Origin of the sequence: Acinetobacter sp. ATCC 27244 (genome assembly GCF_000156555.1) — a bacterium.
Lineage (GTDB): Bacteria > Pseudomonadota > Gammaproteobacteria > Pseudomonadales > Moraxellaceae > Acinetobacter > Acinetobacter haemolyticus.
Map to the genome: position 1 here is coordinate 69,948 of NZ_GG665953.1, position 16,865 is coordinate 86,812.

Sequence of the window (16,865 nt, forward strand, 5' to 3'; positions counted from 1 at the left end):
ATTTCTGACATTTCAAAAGCCTTAGTTGATACTAAGGCTTTTTTTTATTTGGTTAAAATTATTAACTAATCATTTATTGAGCACTCATTAAATAGCAACTATTCTTGATTACCACACAATAGATAGATTTAAAGAGCTATGGGATTAGAAGATTGGGTCTTATCCATCATGGAGAAACTTGGTTATCTTGGTATCGCATTTTTAATGTTTCTCGATAATATTTTCCCACCGATTCCATCAGAAGTAATTATGCCCTCAGCAGGTTACACTGCTTCCAAGGGAGATTTAACTTTAATCGGTGTGATCATTGCAGGGAGTGCAGGCTCTCTATCCGCAGCCATGCTGCTATATTGGATTGGTCGAAAAATTCCACAACATTATTTATTTCGCTTTGTAGAGCGCTATGGAAAATATTTAAGAATAAGTACAACTGACCTAGAAAAGTCTTTAAGCTGGTTTGAAAAGCATGGACATCGTGTGGTTTTTTTTGGTCGAATGATTCCAGCTGTACGTTCACTGATTAGCATTCCAGCAGGAATGAGCAGGATGCCCTTTCACAAATTCATGAGTTATAGTGCCGCAGGAACAGTAATCTGGACCAGTTTTCTTGCCTATATGGGTTATTACTTTAGTGAAAACCAGGCTTTGATGACTGCTGTTACACAACGCATCGGTTATATTGTTTTAAGTGCAGCTATCCTCTATCTCTTGTGGCGAGGTGTGAAGAAGTTTAATGCATCAAAAGATAAATTTAATTAAAAGAGAGGTCTAAGAATGCAACACGATTTTTGGCATAACAAGTGGCAAACCAACAATATCGGTTTTCATCTCGATCAGCCTCACAGCTTATTGACACAATATCTAAGCTCACTCAATCTGGCTAAAAATGCTCGAATCTTTGTTCCTCTTTGCGGTAAAAGCTTGGATTTAGCTTGGTTACTTGATCAAGGTTATCATGTGATTGGTATTGATTTGAGCCCTGTTGCAATTCAAGATTTAATGAGCAACTTAGAACTCAATTTTAAAGGAACTCAAATAGGTGGATTGACTTATTATCAACATGCGCAGATCGAACTATTTACGGGTAACTTTTTTGAATTAACAGCCGACCATCTTGGCAAAATAGATGCAATCTATGATCGAGCAGCACTCATCGCACTACCAGAGCAAATGCGATCAGCATATGCACAGCATTTACTTCAAATTAGCAACCAAGCACCTCAACTTCTGATTAGCTTAGAATACGATCAATCCCTATTAGCAGGACCACCCTTTTCAGTTCCCGAATATGAATTAACAGCCCATTATGCAAATCATTACGAGATTAAATTACTCGCTTCCAATACAGAAAATTTGAAAGGCAAACTGATTGCCTATGAACATGCTTGGCATTTAAGCAAACTTTCAACAGTCAACAACCCTTAATTTAAAAATAAGACATATGCCTGTTGCGGAATGGATCAATATGTTTGGTTGATTCAGAACAAGTCTATTGTTTAGCTCAAACCAAACTCTAACTGACTGGCTTGCATCTGTTCTCTTAGCCAATCACAAAATAATACTTTACGTACATCTTCCTCAAAAGGCTCCGCAGACAATAGAAAGTAGGCAGATTCATCCTGATATATGGAACTGATTGGTTGTAATAACTGATGTTTGATCTCGCGTTCGACCATGTAGGTCGAAACCAAAGTCGCACCTAAACCAGCCAAACAAGCCTCGATACACAAATAAAAGTGCTCTAGTTCTGTTTTAGAATAGCCTTTGAATTGCTCTGAATGTTTATACTGAAATTGCTGCCACAATTTACTCCGTGATGTTGAAATAAATATCTGATTGGTTTGCCGAGTTATCTTACTCGCTGTAACACATAGCATTTGCTCATCCGCAATTTTCTCACTATAGATTGATTTACCCCAATCAAAATCATTTCGTCTCAAAGCCAAATCAATATTTTGCTGTTTAAAATCAACCCTCCCTCCCCCTGTTAAAAGAGTAACCTCGAAGTCAGGATAGATCTGCTTAAAATGAATTAGACGTGGTATCAGCCACTTCATCGCTAAAGTAGGCTCACATGAAAGAACCAAATTTTTTTGTACTACTGATTGTTTATTTAATTGTGTTAAACATTGGTCAATTTGCTGAAAAGCTTGCTGGCAGCAATCAAACAAAGCTTCTCCTTCAGCAGTTAAACTGAGCTTTCTAGATGCTCGAATAAATAAAGTAAAACCTAAAGCATCTTCTAAATTTCTAATTTGTTTACTCACTGCACCTTGCGTCACAAATAAACGATCAGCCGCAACCGTCACACTTTCATAGTGTGCTGCAAAATAAAAAAACTTTAATGAATTCAGTGATAGACGCTCAATCATTCCAAAAACTCATATATATATGCGAATTATTTTCGATTTTAAATATAACAAGATTATGAAAAATATAAAAATTATGTAAAAAGTCTTATTAGGAATAGATGAGTGAATGAAATATTAACAGTAGGTTTGATTACCCTACTCGCTGTGATCAGCCCTGGTGCAGACTTCGCACTTGTTACTCGAAATAGTTACCTATATGGGCGAAATTTAGGAATTTGTACCGCCTATGGAATTGCATGTGGTGTTTGGATTCATATTAGCTATAGTTTAATCGGATTAAACTTTTTGAAGAGCCTTCTTCCTGATTTTATTCAACTTATCCAATATATTGGTGCAGCATATCTCATATATATTGGCTATAAGACGTACACCCAAACTTCCGTTAAGTTAAATAACAAGCAGACAAACATCACCAGTTGGCAAGCATTCAAACATGGATTTTTAACCAATAGCTTAAATCCAAAAACAACCTTATTTGTGATGAGCATTTATTCTCAGATCATGACGATAGAGAACCAACTATTTACGCTTCTCGCTTATGGTATCTTTATTTCTAGTAGCCATCTGATCTGGTTTTGCTTAATTACGATTTTCTGCTCAACACCAGCGATTCGGCACAAAATTTTAGCTAAACAGCTCCTACTAAACCGATTAATTGGCATGATACTCAGTGGATTAGGTCTGAGTTTGTTATTCGCAAACCTGTAAATCAAAAAAGTTAACTATAAAAACAACACAGCAAAAATCATAAAAAAAAACGTCCATTACGGACGTTTTTAATTAATCTTTTTTTGTGATACGCAAGCTTCACCCTTTCGCAACACAAGATCTACAGCTTTAGCTAGGCGTATGGTACATGAGATAAATTTCGTTTAAATTATCTGGAATCTCTTCTGCCAATTCATCCATGAGTTGACCGTTGCGACGGAAAGACTCCATTTGTGGGTCTTCTTCATCAATACCGCTAAACACCATAATCGGTAGCGTCAAATCAACTAATTGTTCTTCATATTCAGGTGCAAACCAAGCATCTTCATTTAAGAACATTGCATCAACAAAGCCGACACTCCAATCACCTAAACTTGAATCAACATCAGCTTCTTCGATTTCAAATGGAAACTCAATTCCATCCTCATTCGCCAAATCCTGACGAATTGATTCCAACCAAAGTTTGATTTGCTCAATCACATCACTTGGAACTTTCTTTTGATTATTATCAAAAAGCTCATCTAACCAGCGATCAAAAGTAGGACCGACAGCAATTGCGCATAAAAAGCCATGAGTTGCAGCGAAATCTAGACCGTATTCGTTTTGATCACCGTCAAGATAATTACTCAATAAGTCTAAATCTAACGTGCTCATTCTCTATCCAACTCTAAAAATACATCGTCAACAGCATAACATTTTAGAACCTAAAATCTTAAGCAATTTTGCTTAATCTTCGTCATCAAAATCGTCGTCGTCGAAATCATAATCAAAATCTTTTAATTCTCGCTCTAAACGGCGTTGCGCTAACAAATCATCGATTAAACGGCGCTTTTCTAATGATTCTTTAGCACTGAGCTTGCTTGATGACTCATCAAAACCAGCGTCGTCTTCACCGTAGTTGTCATCATCTAGTTCAAAATCTGTAGAAGACACTAAGTACCTCAAATGAAAAAATGTTAATGGGCCTAGCCGCTATTTATCTGTCTTAGATTTTCTTGTCAAGTTTTATTTGCTTTTTTTACTATAAATCGCGGTTTTGTACTTTTTTTCAGCAGTTTTTTTGTGTATTTATAATCTAAGAACTTTAGGTATAAAAACACGTTTAGGAATTTTAGGCTTGAAAAAATACAACACACCCCCATATTCAAAAAATCATTGGAAAATGAAACCTATTTTTTATTTAGTGCAAACGGATCAAATCCAAAACATTCCTCGTGAATTGTGCTATCATGCACGGTTTTTCACCGCCACAGATTCAACAAAAGAGTAAGCAAAGATGAGCGATATGCATTCCCCTACTTCGCAAGTAGCGGCTCTGATTAGCCGAGGCAAAGAACAAGGTTACTTAACTTACGCTGAGGTTAACGATCATCTACCAGACTCGATTACAGAAAGTGAGCAGATTGAAGATATTATTCAAATGCTCCAAGACGTCGGTATTCCAGTGCATGAACGCGCACCAGAAACTGATGACACTATGTTTGGTGAATCGACTGAAGCAGCGGATGAAGTTGCTGAAGAAGAAGCTGCTGCCGTATTAGCATCGGTTGAAAGTGAGCCAGGTCGTACTACAGATCCAGTACGTATGTACATGCGTGAAATGGGTACGGTTGAACTTCTAACCCGTGAAGGCGAGATTAGCATTGCGAAACGTATCGAAGAAGGTATTCGTGATGTTTTACATTCGATTGCTTACTGGCCAAATGCCGTCGAAGTGGTTTTACAAGAATATAATGACTTTCTAACTGGTGAGCGTCGTCTTGCCGATATTCTCTCTGGTTATTTAGACCCAGAAACAGACGAAGAGATTCCTGAAGTTCTTGAAGATGAAGCTGAAATCGAGGAAGAAAAAAGCCCAACTTCAACAACCAAAGAAGTTAAACTTGATGATGACGATGAAGAAGAATCTGAAAGTGATGATGACTCTGAAGGTGATTCAGGTCCAGACCCTGAGGTTGCAAAAATACGTTTCACCGAATTAGAAACAGCTTGGAACGATACCAAAGCCATTATCGAAAAGCATGGTCGTAATAGCAAAGAAGCAGAAGCTGCTCTTGAAGCATTAGCTGCTGTATTTATGATGTTCAAATTTACACCACGTTTATTTGATATCATTTCTGAAATGATTCGTGGTACACATGATCAAATTCGTGCCAATGAGCGTGAAATCATGCGCTATGCAGTTCGTCGTGGTCGTATGGATCGTACAACTTTCCGCACGACCTTCCCTGAGCAAGAATCAAATCCAGCTTGGTTAGATGAGCAAATTGCAAAAGCCCCTGCGGAAATCAAAACACATTTAGAAAAAGTTCGTCCTGATGTATTGGCATTCCAACAAAAGATTGCTGATATCGAAAAAGAACTTGGCTTAAACGTGAAAGATATTAAAGATATTTCTAAACGTATGGCTGTAGGTGAAGCAAAAGCACGCCGTGCCAAGAAAGAAATGGTTGAAGCAAACTTACGTTTAGTAATTTCGATTGCGAAGAAATATACCAACCGTGGCTTACAGTTCCTTGACTTGATTCAAGAAGGTAACATCGGTCTGATGAAAGCCGTAGATAAGTTTGAATATCGTCGTGGTTATAAATTCTCGACTTACGCAACTTGGTGGATCCGTCAGGCAATTACCCGTTCGATTGCGGATCAGGCACGTACTATTCGTATTCCTGTTCACATGATTGAAACGATTAACAAGATCAACCGTGTGTCTCGCCAACTACTTCAAGAAATGGGTCGCGAACCGACTCCTGAAGAATTAGGTGAACGCCTGGAAATGGACGAAGTTAAAGTTCGTAAAGTACTTAAAATCGCAAAAGAACCGATTTCGATGGAAACACCGATCGGTGATGATGAAGATTCGCATCTTGGTGACTTCATTGAGGACTCAAACATCACTTCCCCAGTAGATGCAGCAACCTCAGAAGGCTTAAAAGAAGCGACGCGTGAAGTCCTTGAGAACTTAACTGAACGTGAAGCGAAAGTATTGAAAATGCGTTTTGGTATTGATATGCCAACCGACCATACTCTAGAAGAAGTAGGTAAACAGTTTGACGTAACCCGTGAACGTATTCGTCAGATTGAAGCGAAAGCTTTACGTAAGCTGCGTCATCCGTCTCGTTCAGAACACTTACGTTCATTCTTGGAAAACGACTAATATTGGGAAAATCCTGTGTAAAAGCAAAGCAATGCTTTGCTCTTACGCAGGGCTTGAAGTTTAATACTTTATCCCCATTTATGTATTAGATCATAAGCGCCTGCACTGATGCAGGCGTTTCAAATTAAGAGGTTGCTCATGTTAGACCGCACTCCTTCTCGTGAATTGCAAGAACATCTTTGGGTTTTCCCGATGGACTATCCAATCAAATTGATTGGTAATGCAGGGGATGAACTTCGAGTAGCTGTTGTTGATATTTTGCAGAAGCACTTCCCTGACTTTAATGGCGAATCAATTAAAATTCAGCCTTCACGTACAGGTAAATACCATTCTTTAACCGCACAATTGCGTTTTGAAGAGCTGGAACAAGTTCATGCACTGTATGCTGATCTTGCAGCATGTCCTTTAATTAAGACGGCGCTTTAATAGAAAAATCCAAAATACGAAAGTGTTTTGGATTTTTTCTTTTCACTCAGAACAATCATAACGATAGAATGTTTTTCAGCTAATTTTATAAAAGATCTCTATTTATCTTAGCCAAATCATTAGATAATCGATACCAAGATAAAACTGCACCAATCAAAGGAAAAATGCTGTAATGAACTTTGAGAAGCCCTCATTAATCATTCGCTGTTTCAAAGACCTACAAGATTATACCGATCGATTTGAAGCGATGAAAAATTTCACTGAAAATCGAGATGCAGATAGCCCTGATGAAATTTGGTTATTACAACATCACGACGTACTCACTCAAGGACAAGCAGGCAAAGCAGAACATATTTTAACACCCAGCCATCTTCCAATTGTACAAACAGATCGTGGCGGCCAAGTGACATGGCATGGTCAAGGACAATTAGTGGCTTACTTTTTGTTTGATTTAAATCGTTTAAAATGGAATGTTCGCACCCTCGTTAGTTTTGCTGAGCAAGCAATGATTGACCTACTCAAAAAATACGGTATCACGGCCTACGCCAAAGCGGATGCACCAGGCGTCTATGTAGATGAGCGTAAGATCGGCTCTCTGGGTTTCAAAATTCGCCGAGGTCGTAGCTATCATGGTTTAGCACTGAATATTGACTGTAGTTTAACAGGCTTTCAAACCATTAATCCTTGTGGATACGCAGGTTTAGAGATGGTACGCTTACAAGACCTACTGCAAGACTATCCGAAATTTGAACAGCTTTGTGAGGATTTCACTCACTATCTACAAAATACAAATTTCTTTCATGACCTTGTAGTCAAATCTGAATAATTTACTTTTCAATTCTAAAGAAATAAATTAGAGTAAATACTCTAAATCTGCTTTAGCATAATTTTAACAAGGGATACGCAAGTGATTTCAACCAAAGCAGTGAAGCCCACTTTGCAATTTGCCTACGTCAAACTCATGATGGACGTTGTTGGTCGTGGTTTAGTCATGGCAAGTCAGGTGGATGATGAAGTACAAGAGGAAGTGTCTAAGTTTCCTGTTGGTTTTGTACTTTCAATGAATGTGTTCCCCAATGGACCTGCATTTGTTGCCAAAGTAACAGAAGAAAAAACACTGGAACTCGTACCAAACTACAAAGGTAAACCAGATTTAACCATTACCTTTAAGCATTTAACACATGCATTTCTGGTCTTTTCTTTTCAGGAGAGTACGGCACAAGCATTTGCCAATGACCGTATGATCGCGGATGGCGATGTTTCAAGTGCAATTCGTCTGGTACGTTGCTTAAATAAAATGGAAGCGTTAATCCTACCGAAATTAATCGCCTCACTCGCTGTAAAACGCTACCCAGCTGAATTGACATTAAAAGAAAAATTCACAGGTGCAAAAAATATTTATCTTAAAGTCGCTAAATCATATCTCAAACGGAGCGCATAACATGGCTAAGCCTTATTACGAGTTTTTCTGTCCTGTAAAAGTCATTGCTGGTAACGCTGCGTTAGAGCACATCCCTTTTGAACTTGCCACTTTGGGTTCAAAACGCCCAATGATCATTACCGATAAAGGTGTACGCGCAAATGGTTTACTCAGCCCTATTGAAGCAGCGTTTAGCACCACGGATGCTGTGATCGGTGCAATTTTTGATGATGTACCGCCTGATTCAAGCCTTGAAGTTGTACGTTTAGCTGCGGAAACCTACCGCAAACAAAACTGTGATGCCATTATCGCCATTGGTGGTGGTTCAGTGATTGACACCTCTAAAGCAACCAATATCTTGGTATCTGAAGGCGGTGATGACCTGTTACAGTACTCAGGTGCACACAACCTACCAAAGCCACTCAAACCTTTTTTTGTAATTCCAACAACATCAGGTACGGGTTCTGAAGTCACGATGGTTGCTGTAGTTTCTGATACGCAACGCAATGTAAAATTGGCTTTTGCTTCCTATTATTTGATGCCTCATGCCGCGATCCTTGATCCGCGTATGACCATGACTTTACCGCCGCATTTAACCGCAATGACAGGTATGGATGCACTTACTCACTGTGTAGAAGCGTATACGTGTTTGGCAGCCAATCCACTCAGTGATGCATATGCAAGTGCGGGTATAAAGAAAATCAGTGAAAATCTATTCAAAGTCCTCGACAATCCAAGTGATGCACAAGGTCGTTTAGAGCTTGCTCAAGCATCGACAATGGCTGGTATCGCATTTTCAAATTCAATGGTCGGTCTTGTTCACTCGCTTGGTCATGCTTTAGGTGCGGTTGCCCACCTCCCGCATGGACTATGCATGAATTTATTCTTACCGTATGTACTTGAATACAACAAAGAAGTGAATGGCCAAAAGATTGGCGAGTTGTTGCTTCCTTTAGCAGGTGCAGACATCTATTCTCAAACCCCTGCAAATCTGCGTGCAGATAAAGCAATTGCCACCATTTTAACCATGCGTGATCGTTTGCATAGTCTCACTAAATTGCCACGTACCTTAAGAGAAACAGGTAAAATCACGGAAGCACAACTGGATGAAGTTGCTGAAAAAGCATTGAATGATGGCTCGATCATTTACAATCCAAAAGAAGCAAACCTCAAAGACTTGCGTGCGATTTTACAAAAAGCGTGGTAACCCAATTTAGCTAACTAAATTCGTCTCCACAGTACAAAAGCCCGACCTCACTTTCATACGACAACCGGTGAAAATGAGGTTTAGGGCTTTTTTGTGATAAATGAACCCATAATTCATCTTTTTTTCACCCCAACTGGCAAAAAAATTGCTAAAAGAAGCATAAAAGTGCTGACAATTTACGCCATTTTAGGATAGATTGGCGCACTTCACTTTTTTCTGTAGGGGGGATCATTTTTGTCTCAAATGATCCTTAAACCATAGCTGATCCTTGATCAACGATAATGAGGATAACGCCGTTGACAACTTCTGGGACTTCTTCAACTGCTAAACTGCAAAAAACGCTTGGGCTTTGGCACATCATTATTATTGGTTTAGCCTATATCCAGCCGATGACACTCTTTGATACTTTTGGTCTTGTATCAGAAGCCAGTCATCATCATGTACCGACCTCATATATTATTGCCTTGATTGCAATTTTGCTGACTTCGATCAGTTATGGTCACATGATTAGACGCTATCCATCTTCGGGTTCTGCCTATACCTATGCACAAAAATCCATCCATCCGAATGTCGGTTTTATGGTGGGTTGGTCATCATGGTTAGATTATTTACTGTCACCAATGGTCAATATCATTTTAGCAGTGATCTATTTAACCGCTCTATTCCCTGATATTAATCACTGGGTTTGGGTCGTCGTACTCAGCGCCTTTATGACAGGTGTCAACTTACGAGGCGCACGCTTTGTTGCCAACTTTAACAGTTGGATTGTACTGGTGCAGCTCATTGTGATTGCGGTATTTACCTATCTAGTTTACAGCAAACTACAAATGGGGATGAATGCCGAAGGTCCGATTAGCTCAGAAGCACGTTATCAGCTTTGGAGTCTAGAGCCATTCTGGAATGAACTGACCTCTTTAGGTGCATTGATCACAGGTGCAACCCTACTCTGCTTCTCATTTACGGGCTTTGATTCTCTGAGCTCCTTGGCAGAAGAAACCAAAGACACTGAAAAAACCTTACCTCGTGCGATTTTCCTCACGGCATTATTGGCAGGGATTATCTTTATTATCAGTACCTATTTTATTCAGATTTATTTCCCGAATAATCCATCTACGTACTTTAAAGATATTGCTGAAACTCAACCTGAAATTTTACTCTTGGTGGGTGGTTCGTTATTCCAGTCCTATGTGCTTGCCTTTGCAATCATTACCGTGATGGCATCAGGGATTTCTGCACATGCAGGCGTGTCTCGACTCATGTATGTAATGGGACGTGATGGCATCATCAACAAAAAGATTTTCGGTCATATTAGTCCAAAGAACTTTACCCCATCCTACAATATTTTGATTGTCGGTGCGGTGGCATTGACTGCGGGCTTTATGGATTTGGATATTGTCATTTCCATGATTAGCTTTGGTGCTTTGACTGCCTTTACCTTTGTAAACCTGTCTGTTATTTCTCGTTATGCATTACGTGATGGTCGTACCAAGAACCTTAAAGATATCTTTAGTTTTGTGGTAATTCCATTGCTTGGCTTCCTCAGTGTCTTTGCCATGTGGCTTGAGATTGAAGAAACTGCCTTGAAATATGGTTTATGGTGGGCGATGTTTGGTATTTTATACCTAGGTTATAAAACCAAAGGCTTTAAATATACCGCGCCGCAATATAATGAGTTCGACGATAAACATTAATTTTGTTTAGCTCATTAAAAAAGGTGCAGTTTCTCAAACTGCACCTTTTCGTTTTAGTCAGTAGCAAGTCGTTCTACAATAGTTTTTACTCGTCGAGCATAATGTTTTGCTGTCTCCAAATCCCCTTGTGGAATTTCATCTGCTGAGGCATCAGCAGGGCTTTGTACCATCGCTCCACCAAAACTCCCCATATAATTGATGTCATTACGTGTCGCAGCCTTAGTATTGGAAGGTAATATCCCCAAACTCACCCAAATTCCCCCATGCTGAAATGCCAAAGCCTGCAACTGAATCAAAGTCATCTGCTTATCGCCATTCAAACTTCCACTATTGGTAAATCCTGCAAAAACTTTATCTTGCCAACCACGAGTAAACCAGATTTTTGAAGAAGCATCTGCAAATTTCTTAAACTGCCAAGGGGTTGCTGCCATATAAGTCGGTGCACCAAAAACAATACCTTGTGCATCATTTAAAGTCTGCCAATCTTGCTCGGTAATCTCACCATTCTGATCAATTTCAATCAGCGTGGCATCAATTGCACCAGCAAAAGCCTCTGCAACTACTTTGGTATGGCCATAGCCAGAGAAATAAACAACTGCAATTTGTGTCATCTAAGCACCTAAGAATTTTCAAAAGTTCAATTTAATGATATATTTTAGAAACTAGGTGTCAATTAGTTACCAATAGGTAACTAGTAAGCTGAAATTGAAAAATTGAGAGTGCTAAAGATGATTAAAGGCTTGAAATATAATATTTATCAACAGCATTGCCCTGCTCGATTATTTTTTGAAAAAATTGCAGATAAATGGGTTCTTTTAATTATTAATGTGCTTGCCAAAGAAAGTCAGCACTTTAATTTGCTGAAAAAAAACATCGAAGGGATTTCACCAAAGGTTCTCTCACAAAAATTAAAAATGCTTGAGCGAGATGGCTTTATTGAAAGGCAAGTACAAAATACTTCACCAATTCGTGTGGAATATTCTTTGACGGCTTTAGGTTTAGAAGTTGCAGAAATGGCATTTCAGTTGAAAGATTGGGCTGAGAGTAATATCGAACAAATCATTTCTGCTCAACAACGTTTTGATGCTATACAAGAAAAAATAGAATAATCCGATGAGGTCCGTATGCAACCACAACCTTTAATTGCTGTTACAGATGTCGAGAAAACCAGTCAGTGGTATCAAACTGTGCTTGGCCTGCAAAGCGGACATGGCGGCAAAGAATATGAACAGTTGCTATTTGAGCAAACCATGGTGTTGCAATTACATCAATGGCAAGCGCATGACCACTCATATATTGGAGAGCCTAAATATGTGATTGGCAATGGTGTTCTGTTGTGGTTTGAAAGCAAGCAATTTGATGAAATTGTCAAAAGCCTGCAAGCCCACCATGTTGAAATATTGGAAGGTCCAAAATACAACCCGAATGCACACCATCACGAAATTTGGTTTAAAGACCTAAATGGTTATACACTCGTTGTTGCTAGTCCATATGGTGATATATAAAAGTCCAATACAATCAGAGCTGTTTGAACCCTTGTTGTCTCCACGCCTCGTACACAATAACTGCAGTTGCGTTAGATAGATTTAAGCTTCTAGAGTTTTCAGCCATGGGCAGGCGAATCCACTGATCTTGAGGGAACATCAAACGGACTTGTTCAGGTAAACCTCGAGTTTCTGGCCCCATTAACAACGCAACAGGACGATTTAGATCAACTGTATGCGGAGTTGCAGATCCTTTTGTTGTCAGTGGAAAAACATGTTCCACACCTTTAGCTTTTAGATCAGCAAGGCATAATTCTATATTATCCCAAATTTGCATTCTCGCCCATTCGTGATAGTCCAAACCTGCACGTTTCAACTTTTTATCATCTAGCTCAAAACCCAAAGGTTTGACCAAGTGTAGTTGCGCACCAGTATTGGCACATAGACGAATGATATTACCTGTATTCGCTGGAATCTCAGGCTCGTATAGGACGACATGAATCACTTAATTACTCACTTATACATATATTAGCTTGCTTGGCACAGGACCCTAATTTAGTCGGGAATATAGTCATGAGCGTCCCTCAGGCAGATATCCTTCTTGTGGAGTTTTCACTCCTCAGGGCAGAACGTTGTTCTGCTTATCCTCTTTACTCAGGCATAGCCTTCGTCTTGCGCTTCGGGCAGAACGTTGTTCTGCTTATCCTCGCTCATGCCATTTTAACTGTTCACGTAGACTCACCACTTCACCAATAATGGTTAAAGTCGGTGCTACGATTTGATGCTCTGATACTTTGTTTGCAATATCCGCCAAAGTACCGACCACCACTTTTTGTTCAGGAGTAGTTCCTTTAGAAATGAGTGCTACAGGCATAGTTGGGCGCTGACCATGTGCAATCAGTTGCTCACAAATTCGCTCTAATCCAACTAAACCCATATACAGTACCAAAGTTTGGTTTTCATAGACCAGTTCGTTCCAAGGTAACTCTGGTGAACCTTCTTTTAAATGCCCTGTCAAGAAACGTACACTTTGTGCATAATCACGATGTGTCAGCGGAATACCCGCATATGCAGAACAACCCGAAGCAGCGGTAATCCCCGGCACCACTTGAAAAGTCACATTGGCTTCTACTAATTCTTGAATTTCTTCACCACCACGCCCAAAGATAAAAGGATCTCCTCCTTTTAAACGGCAAACACGTTTACCTTTTTGCGCATACTCCACCAATAAAGCATTGATACCATCTTGTGGCACAGAATGATTGGAACGTGCTTTTCCCACATAAATTTTTTCCGCATCACGGCGGCATAATTCCAAAATGGGTGCAGATACCAAACGATCATAGATCACGACATCAGCTTGCTGCATCAAACGTAAGGCTTTTAACGTCAGCAGTTCAGGATCGCCTGGCCCTGCGCCCACCAAATAAACCTCACCTTTCGGCGCAGTCCATTTGCTAAGTGCTTGTTGAATCAGATCATTAGCCACATCAATATTGTCATTAAAGACTTGCTCTTTGAGTGGACTGGCGTACAGGTTTTCCCAGAAGATACGACGCTCATCAGGATTGGTGATTTTTTCCTTTACCTGCTTACGCCATTTTCCAGAAAAATCAGCAAGTTTACCCATACCATGCGGCACAATCGTTTCAATTTGAGTACGAAGTTGTCTGGATAAAACAGGTGATGCTCCATTAGATGCAACTGAAATCACCAAAGGCGAACGATCAATAATTGCAGGAACCATAAAACGGCAATGTGGAATATCATCCACACTGTTAACCAGCAAATTACGCTGTTCACATTGTTCAAATACCGTTTTATTGACCTCAGGTTGGTCGGTCGCAGCGATGACTAAGCGATAAGAGGTTGCAAGCGTATCTTCTGAAAAAGGTTTGTAAATACACTGCCCTGCTGACTTTTCAACAAGAGCCGCTAATTCAGGCTCGATCTCAGGTGCAATCACATCAACAATTGCACCTGCTTTGACCAATAAATTTGCTTTGCGGTAAGCAATATGCCCACCACCAACAATCAGACATCGTTGCTGCTGCAGCTTTAAAGAGATTGGGAAAATTTCCACATCATGCCTCTATATTTTTCAATCTGATTGAGATAAAGCAAAAACTGTGCACAAATTCGATGCAAAACTTAATCGATATAAGTTACACCGCCCATATACGGACGTAAAACTTCAGGAATCTCGATTGAACCATCTGCACGTTGGTAGTTTTCCATCACTGCAAGTAAGGTACGCCCCACTGCGAGTCCAGAACCATTTAAAGTGTGCACCAATTCGATCTTCTTCTGATCCACTCGGTAGCGTGCTTTCATACGACGCGCTTGGAAATCACCCATATTTGAGCAACTCGAAATCTCACGATACGTATTTTGGCTTGGTACCCAAACTTCGAGGTCATACGTTTTAACTGCACCAAAGCCCATGTCACCACCACAGAGCAAAATCTTACGATACGGCAAACCAAGTGCCTGCAAAATGCCCTCTGCATGTGCAGTTAACTCTTCAAGTGCCGGCATAGAGTGCTCTGGCTTGACGATTTGCACCATTTCAACCTTGTCGAATTGGTGTTGACGGATTAAACCACGCGTATCACGCCCATAAGAACCCGCCTCACTACGGAAACATGGTGTATGTGCTGAATATTTAAGTGGCAAACGGTCTGCATCAATAATCTCATCACGTACAAAGTTCGTGATCGGCACTTCTGCTGTTGGAATCAAATAATATTCTTTTTCGCCTTGCAGCTTGAATAGATCTTCTTCAAATTTTGGTAATTGACCTGTACCACGTAAGGTATCAGCATTCACCAAATATGGAACATAAGCTTCGGTATAACCATTTTTAAGCGTATGGGTATCCAACATAAATTGGGTTAAAGCACGTTGTAAACGCGCTAAAGGACCTTTCAATACACTGAAACGTGAACCTGTAAGTTTAGTCGCAGTTTCAAACTCAAGACCACCCATCCATTCGCCAAGATCAGTATGATCTTTGATTTCAAAATCGAACTGACGTGGTGTGCCCCATTTTAAGATTTCAAGATTATCGCTTTCATCTTTACCAAATGGAACAGACTCATCTGGTAGGTTTGGAATCGCAAGAGACTTCTGCTCAAGTTCAGTTTGCAATTCAGCCAAAGCGACTTCAGCCGCTTTGATTTCATCACCAATCGCAGCCATACGCGCCATAATTTCTGACGCATCTCCACCCGACTTTTTGATTTGACCAACTTGCTTTGCACCTGCGTTACGTTCAGCTTGTAAATTTTCTGCTTTAGATTGCAAATCTTTACGGCGAGCTTCTAAATCAGCCCATTCTTGTACATTGAGCTGAATACCACGTTTTGCCAAAGCAGCATTTACCACTTCGATATTATTTCTAAGTAATTTTGGGTCGATCATAATCAATCATGAATAGAGAAAAAACTGGCTATAGTGTAAGGCTTTAACCTGAAAAAATACAGCATCTACCTCGTAATTGCAGATGCTGTATCTAGATTAAGATTAATTAGGGATTTTCGGTAGGCTTGGCAAGTATTCTGCCTTGATAAACTCTTTTGCTGCATAATAAGGCAAGGTCAACTCACTCATACCTTCAGCATAAGACGCGAGCTCATAAAGTGGATAAACGAATACGATTCCATTGACCCCATAATAATAATTATCGCTGACTTGTAGTTGATCTTTCTTAATATTGTGCTCATCTAACCAATTTTGATTTGCAGCGTACAACTCGTCCCGCAGTTTTTGATCCATACCGTCTTTAACCAAATCCTGTACACGAATATGTTTTTTATCGCTTAAATCAAAATTAACAAATTCTTGATGGTACATTCCATGTGCAGCACCCGCAGGATAGGTATAGCTCTGAATCGCAAAAGTCGCCAAATTGTAATTTTGCCCAACAAAGCGAACATAAGTACTGCTTTCACTGAGTGCAGGCTCTCCCTCAGGAACTTTTACTTGTTGATCATTCAAATTTGTAAACGCATTTGGTTCTGCTTTTTTCATACGCGCTACAAAATAATCATCAATCCATTGCAGATTGGTTTTTACCGTTTGCAAATCATAGTTGGTACAACCATCCTCTAAACAGACTTTCTGTTTAGGTAACTCAACTGCCACAACTTGAGCCTGAACCAATGGGATATTGGTTTTCTCAACTTGAGGTGTCGTATCTGATTTTGGTTGGCAACCTGCTAATGCGAAAATGGTCAGTATAGGAATCAATGGAACTAATATTGATGTTTTTGAGCTATTCATTGTCATGCAAGTCTCTAATGTTTTTCTTCACTATACAAAGCCTTGCTCACAGATGAAATTAAAAAATGTATCTGACAAAAAGCCGCAATATCTGCGGCTTTTTGAGATAACATCTT

General features: G+C 39.7%; 19 protein-coding genes. 11 read left to right on the forward strand and 8 right to left on the reverse strand.

Translation table 11 applies throughout. The features are described from left to right. Positions 1-138 precede the first annotated feature (138 nt). Together HMPREF0023_RS06870 and tmpT are read left to right on the forward strand one after the other, a co-directional pair. Complete coding sequence (locus HMPREF0023_RS06870) at positions 139-759, forward strand: DedA family protein (protein ID WP_008941585.1); 621 nt, start codon at positions 139-141, stop codon at positions 757-759. Positions 760-774: 15 nt separating this feature from the next. After that, on the forward strand, positions 775-1,425 hold the full coding sequence (gene tmpT / locus HMPREF0023_RS06875; RefSeq protein ID WP_008941586.1) for a thiopurine S-methyltransferase: 651 nt from the start codon (positions 775-777) through the stop codon (positions 1,423-1,425). A gap of 71 nt (positions 1,426-1,496) precedes the next feature. Here the strand turns inward: tmpT and HMPREF0023_RS06880 are convergent, their stop codons facing one another. Further along, a complete protein-coding gene (locus HMPREF0023_RS06880) occupies positions 1,497-2,372 on the reverse strand; it encodes a LysR family transcriptional regulator (protein ID WP_005083020.1) in 876 nt (291 codons plus the stop codon). Between the two features lie 102 nt (positions 2,373-2,474). On the opposite strand from HMPREF0023_RS06880, the gene HMPREF0023_RS06885 reads away from it, so the two are divergent. Beyond that, positions 2,475-3,080: a LysE family translocator gene (locus HMPREF0023_RS06885; protein ID WP_008941587.1), complete on the forward strand. Its 606-nt coding sequence runs from the start codon at positions 2,475-2,477 to the stop codon at positions 3,078-3,080. A gap of 129 nt (positions 3,081-3,209) precedes the next feature. Here the strand turns inward: HMPREF0023_RS06885 and HMPREF0023_RS06890 are convergent, their stop codons facing one another. Both HMPREF0023_RS06890 and HMPREF0023_RS06895 read right to left on the reverse strand, forming a co-directional pair. Then, positions 3,210-3,734, reverse strand: a complete 525-nt coding sequence (locus tag HMPREF0023_RS06890; RefSeq protein WP_004640385.1) for a YecA family protein — start codon at positions 3,732-3,734, stop codon at positions 3,210-3,212. A gap of 72 nt (positions 3,735-3,806) precedes the next feature. Next, the gene (locus tag HMPREF0023_RS06895; RefSeq protein WP_004640386.1) at positions 3,807-4,013 is read right to left on the reverse strand and encodes a PA3496 family putative envelope integrity protein; all 207 of its coding nucleotides are present in this window, start codon (positions 4,011-4,013) and stop codon (positions 3,807-3,809) included. A gap of 343 nt (positions 4,014-4,356) precedes the next feature. Between HMPREF0023_RS06895 and rpoD the strand changes: the two genes are divergently transcribed. The 6 genes from rpoD (at position 4,357) to HMPREF0023_RS06925 (ending at position 10,981) form a co-directional block, all read left to right on the forward strand. Further along, a complete protein-coding gene (rpoD, locus tag HMPREF0023_RS06900) occupies positions 4,357-6,237 on the forward strand; it encodes an RNA polymerase sigma factor RpoD (protein WP_004681517.1) in 1,881 nt (626 codons plus the stop codon). A 138-nt stretch (positions 6,238-6,375) separates the two neighbouring features. Next, complete coding sequence (locus HMPREF0023_RS06905; RefSeq protein WP_017396702.1) at positions 6,376-6,663, forward strand: YbeD family protein; 288 nt, start codon at positions 6,376-6,378, stop codon at positions 6,661-6,663. Positions 6,664-6,835: 172 nt separating this feature from the next. After that, positions 6,836-7,489 carry a lipoyl(octanoyl) transferase LipB gene (gene lipB / locus HMPREF0023_RS06910; RefSeq protein WP_005083023.1) on the forward strand — a complete coding sequence of 218 codons (654 nt, stop codon included), beginning with the start codon at positions 6,836-6,838 and terminating at the stop codon, positions 7,487-7,489. 81 nt (positions 7,490-7,570) lie between these two features. Continuing rightward, a complete protein-coding gene (locus tag HMPREF0023_RS06915) occupies positions 7,571-8,104 on the forward strand; it encodes a hypothetical protein (RefSeq protein ID WP_008941589.1) in 534 nt (177 codons plus the stop codon). A 1-nt stretch (position 8,105) separates the two neighbouring features. Continuing rightward, positions 8,106-9,290 (forward strand): iron-containing alcohol dehydrogenase, encoded by a 1,185-nt coding sequence (locus HMPREF0023_RS06920; RefSeq protein WP_008941590.1) that lies wholly within the window; start codon positions 8,106-8,108, stop codon positions 9,288-9,290. A gap of 281 nt (positions 9,291-9,571) precedes the next feature. Next, positions 9,572-10,981, forward strand: coding sequence for an APC family permease (locus HMPREF0023_RS06925; protein ID WP_008941591.1), 1,410 nt, complete (start codon positions 9,572-9,574; stop codon positions 10,979-10,981). A gap of 53 nt (positions 10,982-11,034) precedes the next feature. Here the strand turns inward: HMPREF0023_RS06925 and HMPREF0023_RS06930 are convergent, their stop codons facing one another. Continuing rightward, positions 11,035-11,592: a flavodoxin family protein gene (locus HMPREF0023_RS06930; RefSeq protein ID WP_008941592.1), complete on the reverse strand. Its 558-nt coding sequence runs from the start codon at positions 11,590-11,592 to the stop codon at positions 11,035-11,037. A 117-nt stretch (positions 11,593-11,709) separates the two neighbouring features. On the opposite strand from HMPREF0023_RS06930, the gene HMPREF0023_RS06935 reads away from it, so the two are divergent. Both HMPREF0023_RS06935 and HMPREF0023_RS06940 read left to right on the forward strand, forming a co-directional pair. Beyond that, positions 11,710-12,090 (forward strand): winged helix-turn-helix transcriptional regulator, encoded by a 381-nt coding sequence (locus tag HMPREF0023_RS06935; protein ID WP_008941593.1) that lies wholly within the window; start codon positions 11,710-11,712, stop codon positions 12,088-12,090. Positions 12,091-12,105: 15 nt separating this feature from the next. Continuing rightward, positions 12,106-12,486, forward strand: coding sequence for a VOC family protein (locus HMPREF0023_RS06940; RefSeq protein WP_008941594.1), 381 nt, complete (start codon positions 12,106-12,108; stop codon positions 12,484-12,486). A gap of 13 nt (positions 12,487-12,499) precedes the next feature. Here the strand turns inward: HMPREF0023_RS06940 and HMPREF0023_RS06945 are convergent, their stop codons facing one another. From HMPREF0023_RS06945 to HMPREF0023_RS06960, 4 genes are all read right to left on the reverse strand, one after another. Next, a complete protein-coding gene (locus tag HMPREF0023_RS06945) occupies positions 12,500-12,970 on the reverse strand; it encodes a tRNA (cytidine(34)-2'-O)-methyltransferase (RefSeq protein ID WP_004640405.1) in 471 nt (156 codons plus the stop codon). 195 nt (positions 12,971-13,165) lie between these two features. Continuing rightward, positions 13,166-14,548 carry a siroheme synthase CysG gene (cysG, locus tag HMPREF0023_RS06950; protein ID WP_008941595.1) on the reverse strand — a complete coding sequence of 461 codons (1,383 nt, stop codon included), beginning with the start codon at positions 14,546-14,548 and terminating at the stop codon, positions 13,166-13,168. A 68-nt stretch (positions 14,549-14,616) separates the two neighbouring features. After that, positions 14,617-15,888, reverse strand: coding sequence for a serine--tRNA ligase (serS, locus tag HMPREF0023_RS06955; protein ID WP_008941596.1), 1,272 nt, complete (start codon positions 15,886-15,888; stop codon positions 14,617-14,619). Between the two features lie 102 nt (positions 15,889-15,990). Beyond that, the gene (locus HMPREF0023_RS06960) at positions 15,991-16,755 is read right to left on the reverse strand and encodes a DUF3298 domain-containing protein (RefSeq protein WP_008941597.1); all 765 of its coding nucleotides are present in this window, start codon (positions 16,753-16,755) and stop codon (positions 15,991-15,993) included. Between the last annotated feature and the right edge of the window lie 110 nt (positions 16,756-16,865).

Coding starts and splice junctions, on each gene's coding strand:
- HMPREF0023_RS06935 (WP_008941593.1), top strand. CDS start 11,710: ATGATTAAAGGCTTGAAATATAATATTTATCAACAGCATTGCCCTGCT.
- HMPREF0023_RS06905 (WP_017396702.1), top strand. CDS start 6,376: ATGTTAGACCGCACTCCTTCTCGTGAATTGCAAGAACATCTTTGGGTT.
- HMPREF0023_RS06880 (WP_005083020.1), bottom strand. CDS start 2,372: ATGATTGAGCGTCTATCACTGAATTCATTAAAGTTTTTTTATTTTGCA.
- HMPREF0023_RS06870 (WP_008941585.1), top strand. CDS start 139: ATGGGATTAGAAGATTGGGTCTTATCCATCATGGAGAAACTTGGTTAT.
- rpoD (WP_004681517.1), top strand. CDS start 4,357: ATGAGCGATATGCATTCCCCTACTTCGCAAGTAGCGGCTCTGATTAGC.
- HMPREF0023_RS06940 (WP_008941594.1), top strand. CDS start 12,106: ATGCAACCACAACCTTTAATTGCTGTTACAGATGTCGAGAAAACCAGT.
- serS (WP_008941596.1), bottom strand. CDS start 15,888: ATGATCGACCCAAAATTACTTAGAAATAATATCGAAGTGGTAAATGCT.
- HMPREF0023_RS06920 (WP_008941590.1), top strand. CDS start 8,106: ATGGCTAAGCCTTATTACGAGTTTTTCTGTCCTGTAAAAGTCATTGCT.
- lipB (WP_005083023.1), top strand. CDS start 6,836: ATGAACTTTGAGAAGCCCTCATTAATCATTCGCTGTTTCAAAGACCTA.
- HMPREF0023_RS06890 (WP_004640385.1), bottom strand. CDS start 3,734: ATGAGCACGTTAGATTTAGACTTATTGAGTAATTATCTTGACGGTGAT.
- HMPREF0023_RS06925 (WP_008941591.1), top strand. CDS start 9,572: ATGAGGATAACGCCGTTGACAACTTCTGGGACTTCTTCAACTGCTAAA.
- HMPREF0023_RS06930 (WP_008941592.1), bottom strand. CDS start 11,592: ATGACACAAATTGCAGTTGTTTATTTCTCTGGCTATGGCCATACCAAA.
- tmpT (WP_008941586.1), top strand. CDS start 775: ATGCAACACGATTTTTGGCATAACAAGTGGCAAACCAACAATATCGGT.
- HMPREF0023_RS06960 (WP_008941597.1), bottom strand. CDS start 16,755: ATGACAATGAATAGCTCAAAAACATCAATATTAGTTCCATTGATTCCT.